The sequence below is a fragment of the Vulcanisaeta sp. JCM 14467 genome (assembly GCF_001316245.1).
Taxonomy (GTDB): domain Archaea; phylum Thermoproteota; class Thermoprotei; order Thermoproteales; family Thermocladiaceae; genus Vulcanisaeta.
The window spans coordinates 1-17,550 of record NZ_BBDM01000019.1 but is presented as its reverse complement, the minus strand read 5'-3'; the positions used below and the strand labels follow the sequence as shown (position 1 = coordinate 17,550).

Below are 17,550 nucleotides of genomic sequence, written 5' to 3'. Positions count from 1 at the left end.
AAAAGGGACTTTAGATAGGGCTTTTCATAAGCATGGTTAAGTTGGTTATAAAGCCCATAGCCGATGTATTAAGTGAGGACGAGATTAGGAGGAAGACTGAGGAGTACGTAAGTGAGATGCTGAGAAATGCCCAGGTCATTGGTGATGACCTATTCCTCGTGGATAAACCCACGGGTAAGGCCACGCCGTCACTCTTCAGCAATGACTGCTTCGTTAAGTCGCTGATAAAGCTTAGGTTTGGTACAATAACCAACATGGAGGGTATTAGGAACTTAGCGAGGGGTAGGGCTATCCACGACCTTTACCAGGAGTGGTTTAAGATAGCAAACCCGAGGGTTCACGTGGAGGTTGAGAGCGGAATAGAGACTGTGGACACGTCTGGCAGGGCTGACATCATATACATGCGGGAGTTCGACGGCGAGGAAGTCTGGGGATTAATTGAGTTGAAGAGTTCGTGGAATCTCGACGAGGATAGGGAGAGGAGGTATCTTAAGCAGGTGGTTTCCTACGTGTTGATGCTCGGGGAGGCTGGTATAGACATTAGGGAGGCATACCTGGTGACCATGAGGGATGTTAGGTCATTACCAATAAATAGGTTGAAGAGGGAGCACCAAAACGTTTTAGCGGAGCTTAAGGCCATCGAGAATTACCAGGGCTGGCCCATGGAACCACCAGACCCACTGCTCTGTGTTAGGTGTGAATTAAGGCCCATTTGTAGTACCTACGCCATATATAGGGGCAATAAATCATTGATGAATATTAATAAGGCTTGAGGGCCAATAATACTTATTAACAAATTACATAGTGAGGAATTAATGTCATTAATAACAAAGATATTGGTTGGCTATGATGGTTCGAAGGCTGGGGATAAGGCGCTGGACTACGCAATAAACATTGCCAAGAGCTTCAACGCAAAGCTGTACATACTCCACGTGATTGAGGAGGGCAGGATAGCCATAGCCCCAGACTCATCCATGTACCCGGCCCTAATTGACGCCATGGAGAGGCAGGGGAGAGACTTAATTAATAAGGCCGTTGAGCGTGCCAGGAGTCAGGGCGTTAATGCGGAGGGGCTGCTCGAGACAGGAACTGATGCTGCCGAGACCATAATAAACGTGGCAAATAACCTGAATGTTGACCTAATCATAGTTGGTTCAAGGGGTTTGAAGGGACTAACCAGGTTCCTTCTAGGTTCGGTTTCTGAGAAGGTCGTGAGGTATGCGAATAAGCCTGTACTGGTTGTTCATTGATTGAGTTAGGTTTAAAACAATAATTGTCCTAAACATACTGTCGCAATGGTATGTCGATAGTAATTGCAATCAACGTCAACGGTACGGGCAATGCCAGCGGGGCGACTGGAGTAGGTAATTTCATCCTAATTGGGTTTGGAGTGCTTTGATCGTTATTGTGGTTGCCGTGGCGATTTACTTCGTTCTTGATTATGTATTTGATAAGTTGGTTAGGGCCTTTGTTAAGCTTTCGAGGAAGGGTGATGTGGAGAATGCGAAGTTTATCTTTAGGATGATGCTTATAGTGACCATACTATCGGCGATAGTACGTTTATCAGCAATACCTAATAGTTGGGGCCTTGCTCGTCATCTTTGCCGTAATACTCATACTCGGCACGAGACCCATAATTGAGGAGTACTTCACGGGTAAGTTTGCCAGGCTCATTAAGGATTACTCACTGGACGTTGGGGATCACGTGGAGGTTATGGGGATTAAGGGGTACATAATCAAGCAGTCCTCAATGGGCTTGATAATTAGGAGTTCACGTAATGAGTTGATATACGTGCCGTATACCCTGGTGCTTAAGAACGTGATTAGGAAGGTGCCGCCGACGGAGGGGATTGAGGTTAGGATACCGTTTAAGGTACCTAAGGATGGGTTACTAATTGATGACCTTCGTAAGGAATTGACGGACTACATGGAGAAGTTGGGTATTGAGGACCCACACGTCGATGTTGCGGCGATTGAGGATAGGTATGTTGAGTTGATTGCCAGGGGTTCGTATAAGGACCTGAGGACTATAGATGATGTTAGGTACTCCGTACTTAATAAGGCGTTCGAACTATCAATGGAGTTAGGTAAGAGGTATAGCGTTAGGAGTAATGAGTGATTACCCACCTAACTCGCTTATTAACTTATCGACATCCTCCGAGGGACCCACAATGACTAGCTCGTCATTGCTCTCGATTACGTGATCATTACTTGACTTGGTTATGCCATTTGACGTAATTACGTATGGTATTGAGACGCCGTAATTATCAATCACATCATTGATAGACTTACCTATTAACTGCGAATCAGTGTTAACCCTCACTATGGCGAATTTGAGGTTTGTTGATGGGTCAGTGAATTGAGACCTGACATTACTGCCCATGATTAATGTCGATACGTTGTTTGACACGAGGTCTTCGACGATTATTGCGTTTACATTCAATTCCCTAAATAAATCCACGTTATCCCTATTATTAACCCTGGCAATTATCAACGGGACGCCCTTACCCCTTGCTATGCTGCATGCCCTGTAATTTAATTCATCATTGTCAGACAACGCCAGGAATAGCTCAGCCTTGTCAATACCCACCTCATTAAGCACATCCTCACTGGTTGGGTCGCCCCTATAAACGAGTGCGGATGACTTAAGGGTCTTGAATGCCCTCGAGCAAGCTTCGTCGTTTGAATCCACAATCACCACGTCGTACCTATCCATGAGTGTCTTAGCTACGTTTATGCCCACGTTATTTGCCCCAATTATTATGGCAAGTCTCAATGTTAATCACCGATCACGTAACTTAAGCGGGGAACCGTTTAAATTCATTATTACTTTATTACCCATCGTGATACCTAGGGAGTGGATTGAGCTTGTTAAGGATGGGTTGAAATACTCATACGCACCGTACAGTGGGGTCAGGGTAAGCGCATTGGCTATTACGCCTGACGGTAAGGTGTACAGGGGTGTAAATGTTGAGAATGCATCTCTCGGGCTCACGGTATGTGCCGAGAGGGTCGCCATATTCAATGCTGTGTCCAATGGCGAGAGGAAGATAAAGACCGTGGTGTTGACATCAGACCTTGATAAGCCTATATATCCTGCGGGGCTTGCTTGCAGGTGATGAGTGAGTTTGGTGTTGAGGAGGTTATTATAGTCCATGGGGATAAGGTGATAAGGCATAGCCTTAGCGAGCTGTTCCCGAGACCATTCAGTGATTGGAGGAGGTAGGGCAATTAGGTAAATTAATGTTATGGGCCTTCAAAACCACAGACTGGGCACTTATAGGGATTTCCAGTCCTCCTGCAATGCTCACACCTCCAAATCTCTGCCTTACCGCAGTTTGGGCATAGGAAGTGGGTTGCTCTTTCATACGGCTTAATGGGCTTGCCGCATGACGTGCATACCGGCACTGTTGGTCCATGGAGTACTGGCCTTGGTCTCTCAATCCTGGGTAGTGCCATTGGGTACCCGTGGGGCAATCACTAATTTAAGCATTTCTATGACGTTCCTGTGTGAGAAATTCTTAATAAATCTAGCACCTATGGTGCTTGATGGACATTAACAGGGTAATAGATGGCGCAATACTCGTGTTGGTGATTATACTAGCCGCAGTATTGACATACTTCCTACTGGTTAGGGTTGTTGCACCGCCATCTAAGTTGCATAGTGGTGTGACTGAGGTAACGTACCCCATCGGCACCTCAAGCATTGTGGTATGGCCCCCATACTTCCAATTAGACAATGCATCACTCATCTTTAGTAGCTTCAGTAATTACAGTCTGGTTTATGGGCCAAGTACGGCGCCGATCAAGGTATTAATACTGTATAACCCAGTCATGCCGCCCTCGACCAATTTCACGGTCAATAACGTTAATTACATACTCAGCACCTCCAGGGATGGGCTTGTTCAGTATGAGATTGCGTTTAATGTTTACTCCTACATGGGTACAATGTCCGCATCGCCGCTAACGACTGCGGAGCTCAACGTGGCGTCAGTGGCTTACTGCCTATACTTCAACTCGACTAATAAGGATAATGCCCTCCTATTTCTTAGTAAGGTCGGTTCTATCATTGGCTCCAACGCAAGCAACATAGCGAACCTAACGAGTATTGCCTCGGTACAGTCAATACTTAATAGCATGGGCATTAACATGAATGCCACGACCTGCGTGAATGAGTATGAGAAGTTTGTCATGAAGTACCAGGAAATGGTTGGCCTGGTACTTACCCTGTACTACGTACCACCATTCCTAACACCATCACCGCTCACGTATGAGGTTCCCATAAACTCACCGGTGTTGTTCATGCTTGGCTATAACACATTAACGGGGGCTTATGACGATACTATTAATAATATTCAGCTGCCAATCTTCATACAGAACCTAATGACCCAGAAGTTCATGTATCAGAACCTAAGTGGTTAACATACCACTTATTAATTTCTTCAGCGCCATAATCTCGAAATACTCCACATTAGCCGCGATGTAGAGTAACACAACCGATATTAAGTAGTAGATTACCCATGTCACAATATCACTCTTAGTAATGCGTTGCTTACCACGTAGTGAATTAATGAGGTTCCCGGTGAATGTTAGTGAGCCTGTTGTTGAGAAGGCGTAGGCGAGGAGTTCTATTATTCCGTGCGGGAAGAACATCGTTACGAATAAGGATATTACGAGCCCGAGTATGGAATTTAGGGCATACGCAACATACACGCCAAGTATGAAGCCCGTCATCACCAGTGCGGATATGAAGACTAATGGCCCAATCACGGGAATAGCCATTAACGTATCTATTACCAGGTTATGAAGGAATATGTAGTTTGGGCCGAGATCCGCCGTAGCCATTATTTGATTCTGTAGCGACTCAATCATTGGCTGGCTCACGAGTAGTGGTCCCACGTAAAAACCCATCAATGATAGGAGTACTAGTATAACTAGCTCAATTACGTAGAGTAAGATGATCCTCTTAATATTTATTGCCATAAGGTTCCACCAGGCACTTCCTAATATCGTGAGGAGGGCTGTTTAAATCCGCGTTCAAATCCGTCGTCACCGCTCGGTACATCCCTCCTATCTTCACTACGTGTATGGTCATTATGAAGTACTTAAGCGTTTCTCTCCTCCCTCTTCACGGCTTACGGTCAATTCCTAAAAATACGCGTGTCTTATTGATGCAGGGTAATGTATAGGCTCCTCAGGGTGGCTAAGGGCCTAATGAATCATCGCCTACCAAGTGTTTCGAGGAGTCTATTAATCACTATTCTCCTAACGAACTCCTCACGCTCATCCTCATCAAGCTTGAGCCTAACGAACTTCGCGCTCTCGATTATCCTCGGTAATAACACATTATCTATCGCATTGACCATCCTCTGATACTCCCTAACCCTGGCAAGTAGTGTGTAGAACAAACTTTCTAGGTTCATCATCTCAGAAATAACCTTAAAATTACTGTAAATACCGTATAGGGCACTATCAAGCTCCGGCGGTATTGCGAAGATTCCATAGTTAGGGCTTGAAACACCCCTGAACTCAATTCCCCTGAACTTAAGGCCCTCCATCACTATGTCGACGAACTCCACATCAACTGATGGCTTCACTACCTCGCTTAATTTACCGTAATCCTCAATGCTCATCTTCGAAATAGCTGCCTTAAGCATTAGGGATGACTTACTCAATTCCTCATAAACGCTCTTCCTAGCACCCTCGAGTTTGGGTATTATCGCCCTAATCCTCTGTATTGTTGCGTTCCTCGCATCCTCAACAGTCTTCTTAATACTCCTATAAAGTCTCTCCTGATTCCTGAGCCTCAATAGCGTTAGCCTAGACGGTATTGGCCTCTCAAAGGCCACGTGGTTAGGGTACGTTTTATATTTTTAAACATTATTACATAAGGACTTAGGCATCAATAAATGAGCAGGGTTAGCCAGGCCGAGGCTTGGAGGAGGGTTAGGAACGTGCTGGAAATGAGTGACTTAGTACTTGAGGTTATTGACTCCAGGGACCCTGTGGAGACTAGGAATAGGAGGGTTGAGGAGCTACTGAGTAAGTTGGGTAAGCCGTTGATAATAGTCATTAATAAGGCCGACTTAGTACCTATCGATGTGCTTAAGGAATGGAAGGAATACCTAGAGAGGGAGTACCCCACCGTATTCATAAGCGCCAGGAATAGGCTAGGCACTAGGAAGTTAATGGTTAGCATTAAGCAGCATGCACCGAGACTCCCAGTTAGGGTCTCAGTGGTTGGCTATCCAAACGTGGGTAAGTCAACAATAATTAACTACCTAAGGGTAGGCACGTCGCAGAGACAAGCCCAGTACCGGCTGGACCATTGGCGAGCAGATAGTTAGGGCTAAGCAGTGGCTCGTGGTCATCGACACGCCAGGCGTCATACCGCCCGAGGAGGTTAAGGATGAGGCTCTACTAATCATTAAGGGCGCCATAGACCCCTCGAAGCTTGAAGACCCTGTCTTACCGGCGGTAAAGTTAATAATGAGGATTAAGTCGTTCAACCCCAAGGCATTTATGGATAGATATGGCGTTGATTCCGAGGACCCAATGGAACTCCTGGAATTAATTGGTAGGAAAAGGGGATTATTATTGAAGGGTGGTAAAGTAAACATTAGGGGTGCGGCTATTGCCGTGATTAAGGACTGGATACTCGGTAAATTAACCTATTACTACAGGCCTGGGGTGGTTGGTAATGCCTAAGAGATTAATACCAATGGTGCTGAAGCCCTCGGTTAGGCTGCTTAAGTATTATGATATTGTTGGTGATGTAATGATAAACTTCCTAACTAATAGGAGGGCGGCCATTATTAGGCAGGTCAATGATACGGCCGTATTAATGACTAGGGTTAAGCATGAGGATGGGAGTAAATTACCAATTATTATTAATAGTAAGGATGAGTTGATTAGGTACGTTAAGGCTGGCGGTACTGATTTCATGGCCTCCGTGGGCACTGCCCTATCAAGGGGTATTGATATGGCGATAATCGATGTTAAGGGTGGTAGGAGGGTTTGGATGCTTGATAGGGGTTTGGATCTCATGGACATGATAGTTACTGTGGTACGCATTATTTTTGAATATGTGGGTCTCACGAATAATGCCGTAATATTTGATGGTATGAATGGGTTCAAGGTAATTGCATCATTGTCGAAGGAGGTCAATGACGAGGTTGTGAAGTCTTTCGTAAACCTAGTAAGTGAGGTCGTGAATAGGAGTTTGAAGTGGCTTGACCTATTTCAGGCATATGGCAGTGACGTGATAATCGGCGGTAATACGATGCTTAAGGTTAAAATGTACAGGGTGCCGCTATCCCTGCATTGGTCGACCAAACTCTCGGCAATACCACTTGCCAGGTCTATGACTTCCTAACCCTCTATGCAGACCCATCAAACGTGATTAGACGCCTGGAGACTAATAGGAGGTTGCTTGAACCATTACTCACGAAGAACCCCGCCGATTTGTTGGTTGATGCCGTGAATAGGTGGGTTAATGGCGATTATACATTGGTTTACTATATTAAGGGTGTTATTAGGAATAGAATTAAGTACAGCGGTAAAGGCCCGAAATTAGAAATTGATAGAGAAAACCTTAAAACAGAGGATTAATTCTTTAGGCGATAGCAATGAAGAAGATCATGATGGCATTCATAGTCATTGGCATAATAATACTCATAATGTCTAATATAAGGGTCGCATTACCAATAACTAATGCGGCTATGCCTAATTTTAACGACGTCGTAAACGTAACGCCTGGGTTAAAGTTAATAGTCAGTGACACAAACGGCTCATTAACACTAATACCGATCAAGGGCTATTCACCATTTATAGACACAATCGATTACTTATCGCCAATATTCGTCTTCGTGGGTATAATGATATCAATAACAATGTTAATAATAAGGAAGAAACAGAGCATAGATGTCTCAGACCCGCTATTCTTCGGCGTAATCCTAATGCTCGCACTAGCCCTGGCATTCTCACTACCCATACCAACCCAGGTCTACCTAAGTGAGGGATCAACAACACAGTCGATACTAATCGGCGTTAATGCATATGTCGGGTTCTCATCAATAACGTACCTAATAAGCACAATACTACTCATGATGAGCACCTGGCTTTACCGCGAGAGGACAGCTATAGAGGACGTGTACTCAGACATTGATCAATTAATGAGCATGACAATCATGCTTAAGAGCGAGGAAGAGACCGAGCGGTCTGAGAGTGATGAAGAGGAGCAATAAGGGTGTCATCTGCTTCTTCTGCCTCAGGAGGGTCAGGGAATACTACATAGTCGATTATGAAGTCAAGGAGTTGGGAATAACCTTCAAGATATACGTATGCCCAGAGTGCTATGCCAGGATCACGTCAAGTAAGGGAAAACAATCTCGGTGATACTCAATAGCATTCACTATCATATATGACCCCAGGAAACCCTAAACGACCTGGTTTCGTTGATTAACCCATCAAGCTCATTAATGAAGGAATTAACCTGGTAAATACCAACAACTGGGACGCCATCGATCAACTCCGTGGATACCCTATGCCACGTAATAACCACAGGCACTAGGACAGCCTCGCCCCAGTTAATGCCGATCCTGCTCATCAAGACCTCAGGCTCCCTAGCCACTAAACCAACCTTCTCAAGGTGCCTACTAACTATCTGCCTTATTGATGATGAAACCCTCTTCCAACGCTTAGCCTCAATAAGCAGAACCCAGGGCCGTTTACCGGCAATAACATCAAACTCAACCCTCGAACCAGCCACTGGGACCCTAAGCCTACTAACAACCTTGAAACCCCACTCCTCGAATACGAGCCTTATGAGAGCCTCAAACTCATCCCAGGGCAGGTACCTCGACATGGACTCAAGGTCAATATTCACACCCTTACCCATGAAGTACCTAATCAACCTATGAGGCGGCATGGTCGACCTATACCCATCACCAACCCTAACCAAAACACCCTCATTAATCAATAAATTTATGAAATCATTAACCAGGGAATCACCGACACCTGATGCCGCCTTAATCGCGTCAAGCGTGAAGACTCCATCCTTCGAAGCCATGATCAACGCCTTAGCAAGCCTCTTCCTAAAACTCATCCTCAGTATGTTTTTAAACACCACTTAAATAGTAAATTCCCAAGGAGTGATGAGACTTCAGCGGCGGATGAGCAAGTGAATGGTGGGTCAGGGACTGATCACTTATACGTTATGACTATTGTCTTTAACTCAGTAACGTCCTCAACACTAAAGCCAATACCCTCCCTACCGAAGCCTGACTCCTTCACACCGCCGAAGGGGAACAGGCCAAGGCCATGGCGTGGAAAATCGTTTATTGTGACCTCACCAACCTCGAGGGAGCGTGCAACCCTCCATAACGTGCTCACGTCGCGCCCAAACACTGCGGCATCAAGTCCATAGACTACTTCGTTGGCTACTTCAATGGCTTCGTCAACTGACTTAACTTATGATTGGTATTACGGGTCCGAAGGTCTCCTCGAGTGCTAGCCTAGACTTCCTGCTCACGTTGTCGATTACCGTGGGTTCGTGGTACGTGAGCCAGTACTTACCGCCGTAGATTAGTTTTCCTCCCTTCACCAGCGCGTCATCAACCATTGAGTGCACCCTCTCGACTACGTTGGAGTCAATTAGTGGGCCTACCCTGACCTTGGGGTCGCGTGGGTCACCAACGGTCCATTCACTCGTCTCCTTAACTATGTAGTTGATTAATTCATCGGCCACGCCGTCCATAACGATAACTCTACTAATGGCGTCACAGCGCTGGCCAGAGAGCCTTAATGAGCCTGTGACTATTTTCTTCGCCGCATCCCTGAGGTCAGCGTCCTCAAGGACTATGGCCGGCGCCTTACCGCCAAGTTCGAGCTGTAGCTTCTTCAGCCCAGCCATCCTCATGACCCTGAGTCCCGTCTCGGTGCTACCCGTCAATGTGATGGCCCTGACCAGTGGGTGTGTTACCATGCATCGCCCACGGTTGCGCCGGGTCCCGTGACCATGGCGAAGTAGTTGCCGAGCCCCGCATACTCGATGGCCTTGGCGATCAGTATGCCGGTTATTGGTGTGTAGCTTGAGGGCTTGAAAATGACTGGATTACCCGCTAGGAGTGCTGTGGCGATCTTAACCATTGATGTGAATAGTGGGTAGTTGAATGGTGCTATGGCCGCAACAACGCCGACTGGCTCCCTAACGACTATTGCGTACTTATTCTCGGTGCCTGCCCCGTACTCGCCGGGAATGCCCACGTTTAGTAGCCTGCCCAGGTCCTGGTGGATCATCCTGAGCCTGGTTATTGTTGACTCAACCTCACCCTCGGCCTCGTTTATGGGTTTACCGCCCTCGATGATGAGTACGTCCCTAAATAACTGCCTGTACTCCTCAATGAAGTCGGCAACCTTAATCAGCATGTCAGCACGCTTATGGGCTGGTATTGCCTTAAGTGATGGCCATGAGTAATGAAGCCTTTCTATGGCTGAGTTCACGTGATCAGTACCCAGCTTATTCACCTGGGCTATTACCTCACCATTTATTGGTGACTTAACGGGCATGTAACTGCCGAAGTCAATCCATGAGCCCGCAATGAATGCGCGGAAAACCCCGAATTTGGTCATTGTATCGTGAAACTCCCTGGGGAATTCTGGCAATGTTACAGGGCCGAGTATGTTTATGGTTAATGCCTGCATTAACCATGCCTTTTAATGGCCTTAAAATAAGCCTTGTGGGTTTAACAATGTCCTGAGGGTTTAATAGGGTTTAATGATTAGAAATATTTAACTGGGGATGCGCCAAATGATTATTAATGAATGCGCAGGAGTTAATGACAGGTAACGTACTTACAATAGGTCCCAACCAGGAATTAGCGGAGGCCATGCAACTAATGGTTGATCACGGATTTAGGCATGTACCAATCACCGAGGGTAATTCCGTGAAGTCCCTATTAACTGCGCTGGACGTAATCAATGGCATTATTAACAATGGCATTAATGCCCTGAGGGAGCCCGTGATTAAGTACGGAAGTAGTAAATTCCTCACTGTATCGCATGGTGATGATGCCATTACCGTGATTAGGAAGATACTCGATAGTGGTACTGATTACGCACTTGTGCTTAGGGGCGATGAATTAATTGGTATCATTACTGAACGTGACGTGGTTCATAAAATGCCTGAACAATCCTTCATGAGGTATAGGGTTCATGAGGTTGCCAATAAGAACCCAGTAAGGGTTGGTGGAGATGAACCGTTAAACTCCGCGATGGGGGTCATGGTTAGGCATGGCATTAGGCATTTGTTGGTTACGGAAGAGGATAAATTGCTTGGTATCGTAACTGTTAAGGATGTATTAAAGTACATAATTAAGTACTATAGGGTTAGGGGTCAGGTTGACCTTAGTGTTGCCGTGTCGAAATTAATGAGCCATAATCCGGTGACTATTGATAGTGCTGCCTCGTTAATTGATGCTGTTAAGTTGATGAGGAGGAATAACATTGGTTCATTGCCGATTGTTGAGGCTGGTAGGTTGATGGGCATTATTACTGAGCATGATATTGTTAAGAACGTAATTAAGTAATTTAGGTATATCGAGCTTTAGGAATAGAACCATTTCATTTTTAAGGCATTAATCATCAAGAATGGCGCGCCCGGTCATATCTTAATTACGTTCTTAATCACATCAACAACCTCCTTACTCAGCTCAGGTACTTTACCCCTGACGTTCTTCCTAAGGTCCTCATAGTAATTATTACCGTATGAATCAATTATCACCGTTAGTGGGCCGAAATTCTCAACCTCAAGGACCCACATGGCCTCCGCAATGCCGAGGTCGAGCCAATAGACATTAATAACCCTCTTTATCGCCTGTGCCGCTAGGACCCCAGCACCGCCCGTGAATATTGCATAGGCTGCCTTGTACTTCTTCATTGCCTCGGTTGTCTTTGGTCCCATGCCACCCTTACCAATGACCAACTTAACGCCAAGCTTCTCAATGACCTCGGGCTCGAACTCCTCCATCCTAGCGCTCGTGGTTGGCCCCATACTTACTATCCTCCAAGTATCACCCTGCTTAAGAGCCACGGGGCCCGCGTGGTAAATGACACCACCCCTTAAGTCCACGGGTAGTTTCTCGCCTTTATGCAGTAGCTCAATCATCCTCACGTGCGCGGCATCCCTGGCGCTTACGAGGGTGCCACTGACGTATATTGTATCTCCAACCCTTAATTTGGCGATATCGTCATCGGATATCGGTGTTTTAAGGTAGTACGTGCCCATACGCGCTATAATTCCGAATGCTGGTATAATTAAGTATTCTCCCCTAAGTTTTCCACAGTAGATATAGAATTAAAGCTTTAATATGAGCAATAAATCGCCATACCTATGCCGAGCCTTGAGGAGGTTGTGAAGGAGGCAGCTAAGGCCATTGTTAGGATGGCTAGCGTGTCCCCGGCCGAGGATGTCGTAAATGCCCTGAGGAATGCCGTTAAGATTGAGATTCACGAGCCTAGTAAGGTTCAGTTAAACGCCATTTTAACAAACATTGAGTTAGCCCAGAAGTACACGGCAGCCGTATGCCAAGACACTGGTGTACCAACATTCTTCATAAAACTCGGTGATGAATTCCCCATTAGGAGCAAGTTATTCTCAATACTAACGGAGGCGGTTAGGGAGGTAACGAAGGAATTACCACTTAGATCAAACTCTGTTGACCCATTAACCGAGAAGAATAGTGGCGACAACACCGGCATTGGTATACCGGTCTTCGATGTGGAGTTATTCGATGGAGATTACCTAGAGATGATTTATACACCGAAGGGTGGTGGTACGGAACTACCCAGTAAGGCATTTGTTGTACCGCCGGGGAACGCTTGGGAGAGATTACCAGAACTCGTGCTTAACGCAGTAATAGATGCAGGACCAATGCCATGCCCACCAGTCATTGTTGGTATTGGTATTGGGCCGAACTTAGACGTCGCTGCTAAACTCGCTAAGAAGGCTGCCGTGCTTAGGCCCGTTGGCTCGAGAAATAGCAACCCAGATGTTGCTAAGATCGAGGAGGCGCTGTTGAGTGCGATTAATAAGTTGGGCATTGGTGCGCATGGTACTGGTGGAACCGTGACCGCGCTTGACGTGCACATTGAGTACGCCTATAGGCACCCGGCAACGTTTGCAATAGGCATAGTCTTCTCCTGTTGGGCGACCAGGAGGGCTAGGGCTATCGTTTATCCAGACGGTAGGTATGAAGTTAAGCCATTATAAAATATTCCTATGCTTATTAGTAAATAACATAATTAAGGATTGTTATAAATAATTGCTAATTAGGTATATAAAAATCAATATTTTTATTGAACATGTAAAAAGTATTTATAAACATCGCACTAAGCCGTAAGTTGATGGAGCGTAATAACGAGGCTTATGACGTAATAATCATAGGCGCTGGTATAGCTGAGTTTAGCGTGACATTGTACACAGCTAAGTAGGGGTTAAGGATATTAGCCATTAATTAAGGATATTAGTGGTCAATTACCCTTACTAAGTCTTTATCGAATGGCTTACCCATACCCTTCATTACTTACTATTTCTTCTTTTTTCAATTATTCTCTTCCTTACCTCTCTGAAATACTCTGCATTAGCCTTAATTATATTCTCCAGGGCTGCGGAGACCTTCATGATGGCTGACATACTATCAGCCTGCACAAAAAAATTCCAACAACCTTGGGTAAACCCACATCCTATACTCCCTCTCTGAACACTTCACTTGCTTGCACTCCCTCATTTTTTTCATTTAGGAAGTTTATAAGATCGTTCAGCTTAATAGAAGTACTCCCTGAACTATTACTGTATCCCTCACCCTTGTAGAAGAAGAATACGTAATCAACGGCATTGAATCAACCTGCATTGCGTGAAACGTCGTCTCATACGCCCTGAGGTATGGCTGAGGCGAAACCCCTGCGAACTTAAAACCTGCTTTTCTAACCGAGTACACGAATGCGCCGACCACGGAAGCATCCTTGCTATTGAAGGTGGATATTAAGGCCCCACCTGGCTTAAGCACTCTATAGCACTCCCTAAACACCTCCTCTAAACCCTGCTGATAATGATGGATGGAAAAGCCCCTGGTCCTGTTAATCACGATCTCCTCATTTTTCGGCGCACTCTCTCCAAAGAGCCAGAGGAAGTAATCACTTAACTCGGCATAGTTCACATTATCGCCGTAGGGTGGGTCCGTTATCACCGCATCAACACTCTCACTTGGTAATGGTAATTTCCTGGCGTCAGCCTGGATAACCATGTAAGTAGCCTCTGTAAGTAAGTCGCTGAAGTCCCTCGCCTCCTTGGCATAATAACCTATGTACCTATTAGTGTAGGACTTACCCTTTAACACCGCCTCCGCCCTATTCAGGAACTGTTTCCATACATTAATCTCCAGGTACTTAGGGTATATCCAGTATGCATGGATTGCCCATCCCTCTATTATGGATCCTCGTAAGTGCTCATCTTCGAAGCCCACTTCAACGTACTGCTGAGGGTGAATAGCAGGAAGGACTTCACATCCTCATCAAATGGATCCCCAAGTCTCTCTATCTCTTCCTTGAGCCTCAAAACCATGTATAGGTTCCTTTTCGTATATAGTTGATCGAAGAACCTTATGCCCCTCTTCAATAAATCAGAGGTCTTATCACCTATTGGTATTTGAACCCTCCTGAACTGAGGCATTGATTGAGGCTCAGGCAAATCCCCCGGTTCAGGCTTCTTTATGCCCTTAGAGCCACAGATCGGGCATTCATAATATATCCTTATTGGCTTATTACTTGTTGAATCGTACTCGGTCCAAATAGCCATGGCTTTACCTCCACAGTGAGGACACCTCACAGCGTAAATTTCCGAAGCGACTGGTTCGATGACTTCGGCAAGTCTCTTTAAAGCTCCTTTATAGAGTCCCATATTTAGGGGCTTCACCTCGTGTTTCATTATTTTCACGGCGAGTGGATTTAGATCAACCGCAATAACCCTTCTCCTGGCAATTAATCCCTCGACCAACGTCACCCCACCTCCTGCAAAGGGATCTAATATGATATCGCCAGGCTTAGTAAACCTAGTTATGAGCTCCCTAAAGACTCTCCACGGACGCCTTGCCCAGAACTTATGCATTGTGTATGGTGGTGTATGAACCGAGGTCTCGATTACGCCTAGCTTGCCAATCTTCTCCTTAAGCTCCTCCGGTGCTTCAGCACTAATAATGGGCTTATATTCCTGAGGTTCATGCAGCACAGCCTTCCTTATCTTCTTAGATCATTACCTTAAATTTAAGTCTATCTTCGAACTTATTGGCAGCCTTATGAAGCAATATACTATTCAGGTATTCATCGAGACCTTAAAAGATTATGCGTCGAAGGGTCATCCTTAAAATGGGCATGTAATCTTTAGCGTGGAATAAGACTTAGAAGATGTTAATTAATGAAGTAATCTGAGACCTCATGAGCATAAGCTTACTAAAGCCCATTGAGCTGCTCCTCATAGCATTTACGGTATCCTTCGTAACGTCTCAGGGAGGGATCTCGGGCGCCTACCTATTACTGCCAATACAGTCATACATCCTTAATACTGCGAACCCCGTAATAAGCAGCACGAATTTGATGTATAATTTAATCTCAATACCACTTAGTATGCATAGGTATATCCGTGAGCAGCGACTTACGGCACCGCTTACATCAATACTAGTCGTGGGGTCGGTAATTGGGGCTGTGGTTGGCGTGTGGTTAAGGTGGCAGTATTTAGTGGGTGGTTACGTATTTTCCTACTTCATGGGCTCAGTACTGATATTACTCTCAATAGAGCTCATCCTAAGCTCTTTACTTGTGAGGCAAATCCATACGTATGAGTCAACGATGCAGTGTAGGCATGCTGGATTATCATTAGTTATCATAACAAATAAAGGTAATACCTATAGGGTCAACATGCCATTGCTATTTATCATCGCCGCATTAGTCGGAATAGTAAGTGGTGCCTATGGCATTGGTGGTGCATCGATATTATCACCAATACTCATGGGCCCCATGGAGCTGTCACCCTACGTGATATCGGGGCCGACGTTAATCGTTACCTTTGCCGTGTCAATAATTGGGGTTGTGTCGTACACATACCTTGGTTATCCACCTGACGTGATTAATGGATTATTCATGGGGCTTGGCGGTATGGCGGGTATTTACCTGGGAACAATCACCCAGAGGAGACTTCCTGAGCGGTATATCAAGCTCATGGTGGCTGTGGTCACGGTACTCATGGGCCTCTACGCAATGTTCTACGCGTCAAAAATTTGAAGACACCGCAATATCATTTATATCTAAGTTCCTCGCAGTGCTGATGATGCGTGCCGTAATATTTGATAGGCCAGGTATGGATAACCTACGGGTAATGGATGTGGAAACGCCGAAGCCAGGCCCTAACGAGGTATTGATTAGGGTTAAGTTTGCAGGTGTTAACCCGGTGGATTACTTTACGATTAATAGGGGTGGTAAGCCCATGCCTCATATACCTGGTGCCGAGTTCGCCGGCGTGATCGAGGAGGTTGGCGCTAATGTGAGGGGTGTCGATGTTGGTGATGAGGTCGTGGTTTATAATAGGTTGTTTGATGGTTCGTGCAGGTATTGCCTGGTTGGTCATGAGGAGTTGTGCGTGAATGGTGGGTTGATTGGTGTTGTAACTAATGGTGGGTTTGCCGAGTATGCCGTGGTTCCCGCGACTAATGCCATAAAGGTGCCGAGGAGTGTCAGCCTTGATGAAGCAGCGACACTACCAGTCGGCGCGTTAACGGCTTGGCACATGGTCTTTGACAGGGCTGGCGTGAGGGCTGGGGAGTTGGTGGTCGTCTTTGGCGCCACCGGGAATGTGGGTAGTTACGCAGTTCAATTTGCGAAGTTGGCTGGCGCCACGGTCGTTGCGGTGAGCCGTAAGGCGGGTAGGGTTAGGGATGTGTTAATGGGGCTTGGTGCTGATTACGTAGTGACGCCTGATGAGGCTCAGGCATTAGTGAATGAGTTAAGCAATGGGCTCGGCGCTGACCTAGTCATTGACGCTGTTGGTCAGGCTACCTGGAACCTAAGTTTTCAATTGGTTGCCCGCTATGGTAGGTGGGTTACTGCGGGCGCATTGACTGGAGGTGATGTTACGCTTAACCTACCATCACTTTACTCAAGGGAGGTTACGGTGATGGGCTCCACAGGCGGCACAAGGGCCGAACTCATAAAACTACTTGAACTATTAAGTAGCGTAGGATCAAGGCGCCCATATACTCTAAGGTGGGTTTTGATGGGGTTAGGGAGGTGTTTGGCGTGATGTTTGGGGCTGGGGATAGGGTGGGTAAGGTACTGCTTGCACCGTAATGAGTGATCCAAAGCCCTCCCAAGGTAAATACTTAAATACTGTGTTCATGGGGAGTCCCTGATGGTTGACGTTAAGAAATTGGCTGCTGAGATACTTGGCGTTGGTGAGTCCAGGGTTAGGATTAGCCTGAGGCTCTTGATAGGCTTGAGGAGGTC

The 17,550-nt window shown here is 46.0% G+C and carries 25 protein-coding genes and 2 pseudogenes; 17 read left to right on the top strand and 10 right to left on the bottom strand.

All coding sequences use genetic code 11. The features are described 5' to 3' along the window. Nucleotides 1–32: 32 nt before the first annotated feature. The 4 genes from JCM14467_RS13725 to JCM14467_RS13715 all read left to right on the top strand — a co-directional run bounded on the left by JCM14467_RS13725 (nucleotide 33) and on the right by JCM14467_RS13715 (nucleotide 2,119). Nucleotides 33–773 (top strand): Dna2/Cas4 domain-containing protein, encoded by a 741-nt coding sequence (locus JCM14467_RS13725; protein ID WP_054850548.1) that lies wholly within the window; start codon nucleotides 33–35, stop codon nucleotides 771–773. A 42-nt stretch (nucleotides 774–815) separates the two neighbouring features. Beyond that, nucleotides 816–1,250, top strand: coding sequence for a universal stress protein (locus JCM14467_RS13720; RefSeq protein ID WP_054850547.1), 435 nt, complete (start codon nucleotides 816–818; stop codon nucleotides 1,248–1,250). A 145-nt stretch (nucleotides 1,251–1,395) separates the two neighbouring features. Then, nucleotides 1,396–1,641 (top strand): hypothetical protein, encoded by a 246-nt coding sequence (locus JCM14467_RS19065; RefSeq protein ID WP_252901758.1) that lies wholly within the window; start codon nucleotides 1,396–1,398, stop codon nucleotides 1,639–1,641. Further along, nucleotides 1,589–2,119 (top strand): mechanosensitive ion channel domain-containing protein, encoded by a 531-nt coding sequence (locus JCM14467_RS13715; protein WP_054850546.1) that lies wholly within the window; start codon nucleotides 1,589–1,591, stop codon nucleotides 2,117–2,119. The genes JCM14467_RS19065 and JCM14467_RS13715 overlap by 53 nt, the downstream gene beginning before the upstream one ends. Here JCM14467_RS13715 and JCM14467_RS13710 read toward each other — a convergent pair whose 3' ends face one another. Next, the gene (locus JCM14467_RS13710; protein WP_054850545.1) at nucleotides 2,120–2,776 is read right to left on the bottom strand and encodes a potassium channel family protein; all 657 of its coding nucleotides are present in this window, start codon (nucleotides 2,774–2,776) and stop codon (nucleotides 2,120–2,122) included. A 67-nt stretch (nucleotides 2,777–2,843) separates the two neighbouring features. Here JCM14467_RS13710 and JCM14467_RS13705 point away from each other — a divergent pair, with 67 nt between their 5' ends. Next, nucleotides 2,844–3,119 carry a cytidine deaminase gene (locus JCM14467_RS13705; RefSeq protein WP_444823198.1) on the top strand — a complete coding sequence of 92 codons (276 nt, stop codon included), beginning with the start codon at nucleotides 2,844–2,846 and terminating at the stop codon, nucleotides 3,117–3,119. Nucleotides 3,120–3,246: 127 nt separating this feature from the next. Here JCM14467_RS13705 and JCM14467_RS19060 read toward each other — a convergent pair whose 3' ends face one another. Beyond that, nucleotides 3,247–3,459 (bottom strand): zinc finger domain-containing protein, encoded by a 213-nt coding sequence (locus tag JCM14467_RS19060; RefSeq protein WP_252901756.1) that lies wholly within the window; start codon nucleotides 3,457–3,459, stop codon nucleotides 3,247–3,249. 90 nt (nucleotides 3,460–3,549) lie between these two features. Here JCM14467_RS19060 and JCM14467_RS13700 point away from each other — a divergent pair, with 90 nt between their 5' ends. Continuing rightward, entirely contained in the window at nucleotides 3,550–4,422 is an 873-nt protein-coding gene (locus JCM14467_RS13700) for a hypothetical protein (protein WP_054850544.1), read from the top strand. Here JCM14467_RS13700 and JCM14467_RS13695 read toward each other — a convergent pair. After that, nucleotides 4,411–4,983 carry a stage II sporulation protein M gene (locus JCM14467_RS13695; RefSeq protein ID WP_054850543.1) on the bottom strand — a complete coding sequence of 191 codons (573 nt, stop codon included), beginning with the start codon at nucleotides 4,981–4,983 and terminating at the stop codon, nucleotides 4,411–4,413. The genes JCM14467_RS13700 and JCM14467_RS13695 overlap by 12 nt on opposite strands. Before the next feature lie 236 nt (nucleotides 4,984–5,219). After that, nucleotides 5,220–5,849: a V-type ATP synthase subunit D gene (locus JCM14467_RS13690; RefSeq protein ID WP_054850542.1), complete on the bottom strand. Its 630-nt coding sequence runs from the start codon at nucleotides 5,847–5,849 to the stop codon at nucleotides 5,220–5,222. A 60-nt stretch (nucleotides 5,850–5,909) separates the two neighbouring features. Here JCM14467_RS13690 and JCM14467_RS20280 point away from each other — a divergent pair, with 60 nt between their 5' ends. The 6 genes from JCM14467_RS20280 to JCM14467_RS19050 are packed head-to-tail and all read left to right on the top strand — an operon-like array spanning nucleotide 5,910 to nucleotide 8,397. Beyond that, nucleotides 5,910–6,347: a GTPase gene (locus JCM14467_RS20280; protein ID WP_342765561.1), complete on the top strand. Its 438-nt coding sequence runs from the start codon at nucleotides 5,910–5,912 to the stop codon at nucleotides 6,345–6,347. A gap of 16 nt (nucleotides 6,348–6,363) precedes the next feature. After that, the gene (locus tag JCM14467_RS20275; RefSeq protein ID WP_342765560.1) at nucleotides 6,364–6,708 is read left to right on the top strand and encodes a hypothetical protein; all 345 of its coding nucleotides are present in this window, start codon (nucleotides 6,364–6,366) and stop codon (nucleotides 6,706–6,708) included. Beyond that, a complete protein-coding gene (locus tag JCM14467_RS13680; RefSeq protein WP_252901755.1) occupies nucleotides 6,701–7,375 on the top strand; it encodes a hypothetical protein in 675 nt (224 codons plus the stop codon). The genes JCM14467_RS20275 and JCM14467_RS13680 overlap by 8 nt, the downstream gene beginning before the upstream one ends. Then, nucleotides 7,324–7,611, top strand: a complete 288-nt coding sequence (locus JCM14467_RS19055) for a hypothetical protein (protein ID WP_252901754.1) — start codon at nucleotides 7,324–7,326, stop codon at nucleotides 7,609–7,611. The genes JCM14467_RS13680 and JCM14467_RS19055 overlap by 52 nt, the downstream gene beginning before the upstream one ends. Before the next feature lie 17 nt (nucleotides 7,612–7,628). After that, nucleotides 7,629–8,246: a hypothetical protein gene (locus JCM14467_RS13675; RefSeq protein WP_054850541.1), complete on the top strand. Its 618-nt coding sequence runs from the start codon at nucleotides 7,629–7,631 to the stop codon at nucleotides 8,244–8,246. Then, the gene (locus JCM14467_RS19050) at nucleotides 8,230–8,397 is read left to right on the top strand and encodes a hypothetical protein (RefSeq protein WP_252901753.1); all 168 of its coding nucleotides are present in this window, start codon (nucleotides 8,230–8,232) and stop codon (nucleotides 8,395–8,397) included. Before JCM14467_RS13675 ends, JCM14467_RS19050 begins: the two co-directional genes overlap by 17 nt. Nucleotides 8,398–8,416: 19 nt before the next feature. Here the strand turns inward: JCM14467_RS19050 and JCM14467_RS13670 are convergent, their stop codons facing one another. From JCM14467_RS13670 to JCM14467_RS13665, 3 genes and pseudogenes are all read right to left on the bottom strand, one after another. Further along, nucleotides 8,417–9,106, bottom strand: a complete 690-nt coding sequence (locus JCM14467_RS13670) for a hypothetical protein (protein WP_054850540.1) — start codon at nucleotides 9,104–9,106, stop codon at nucleotides 8,417–8,419. 98 nt (nucleotides 9,107–9,204) lie between these two features. Continuing rightward, nucleotides 9,205–9,450: an aldehyde dehydrogenase family protein gene (locus JCM14467_RS19045; protein WP_304956494.1), complete on the bottom strand. Its 246-nt coding sequence runs from the start codon at nucleotides 9,448–9,450 to the stop codon at nucleotides 9,205–9,207. Between the two features lie 16 nt (nucleotides 9,451–9,466). Beyond that, nucleotides 9,467–10,569: pseudogene (locus tag JCM14467_RS13665) on the bottom strand (aldehyde dehydrogenase family protein). Between the two features lie 251 nt (nucleotides 10,570–10,820). Here JCM14467_RS13665 and JCM14467_RS13660 point away from each other — a divergent pair. Next, complete coding sequence (locus tag JCM14467_RS13660) at nucleotides 10,821–11,588, top strand: CBS domain-containing protein (protein ID WP_054850539.1); 768 nt, start codon at nucleotides 10,821–10,823, stop codon at nucleotides 11,586–11,588. A gap of 74 nt (nucleotides 11,589–11,662) precedes the next feature. Here the strand turns inward: JCM14467_RS13660 and JCM14467_RS13655 are convergent, their stop codons facing one another. After that, complete coding sequence (locus JCM14467_RS13655; protein WP_054850538.1) at nucleotides 11,663–12,286, bottom strand: FumA C-terminus/TtdB family hydratase beta subunit; 624 nt, start codon at nucleotides 12,284–12,286, stop codon at nucleotides 11,663–11,665. 105 nt (nucleotides 12,287–12,391) lie between these two features. On the opposite strand from JCM14467_RS13655, the gene JCM14467_RS13650 reads away from it, so the two are divergent. After that, nucleotides 12,392–13,270: a fumarate hydratase gene (locus JCM14467_RS13650; protein ID WP_054850537.1), complete on the top strand. Its 879-nt coding sequence runs from the start codon at nucleotides 12,392–12,394 to the stop codon at nucleotides 13,268–13,270. A 547-nt stretch (nucleotides 13,271–13,817) separates the two neighbouring features. On the opposite strand, the gene JCM14467_RS13645 is transcribed toward JCM14467_RS13650, so the two are convergent. Next, nucleotides 13,818–14,522 (bottom strand): methyltransferase domain-containing protein, encoded by a 705-nt coding sequence (locus tag JCM14467_RS13645; RefSeq protein ID WP_054850536.1) that lies wholly within the window; start codon nucleotides 14,520–14,522, stop codon nucleotides 13,818–13,820. Next, nucleotides 14,486–15,283 (bottom strand): DNA methyltransferase, encoded by a 798-nt coding sequence (locus tag JCM14467_RS13640; RefSeq protein ID WP_054850535.1) that lies wholly within the window; start codon nucleotides 15,281–15,283, stop codon nucleotides 14,486–14,488. The genes JCM14467_RS13645 and JCM14467_RS13640 overlap by 37 nt, the downstream gene beginning before the upstream one ends. A 206-nt stretch (nucleotides 15,284–15,489) precedes the next feature. Here JCM14467_RS13640 and JCM14467_RS13635 point away from each other — a divergent pair, with 206 nt between their 5' ends. From JCM14467_RS13635 to JCM14467_RS19040, 3 genes and pseudogenes are all read left to right on the top strand, one after another. Then, a complete protein-coding gene (locus JCM14467_RS13635; protein ID WP_054850534.1) occupies nucleotides 15,490–16,332 on the top strand; it encodes a sulfite exporter TauE/SafE family protein in 843 nt (280 codons plus the stop codon). 94 nt (nucleotides 16,333–16,426) lie between these two features. Beyond that, nucleotides 16,427–17,347 carry an alcohol dehydrogenase catalytic domain-containing protein gene (locus JCM14467_RS13630; RefSeq protein ID WP_252901751.1) on the top strand — a complete coding sequence of 307 codons (921 nt, stop codon included), beginning with the start codon at nucleotides 16,427–16,429 and terminating at the stop codon, nucleotides 17,345–17,347. A 108-nt stretch (nucleotides 17,348–17,455) separates the two neighbouring features. Beyond that, nucleotides 17,456–17,550: pseudogene (locus tag JCM14467_RS19040) on the top strand (50S ribosomal protein L19e domain-containing protein); the annotation flags it as partial.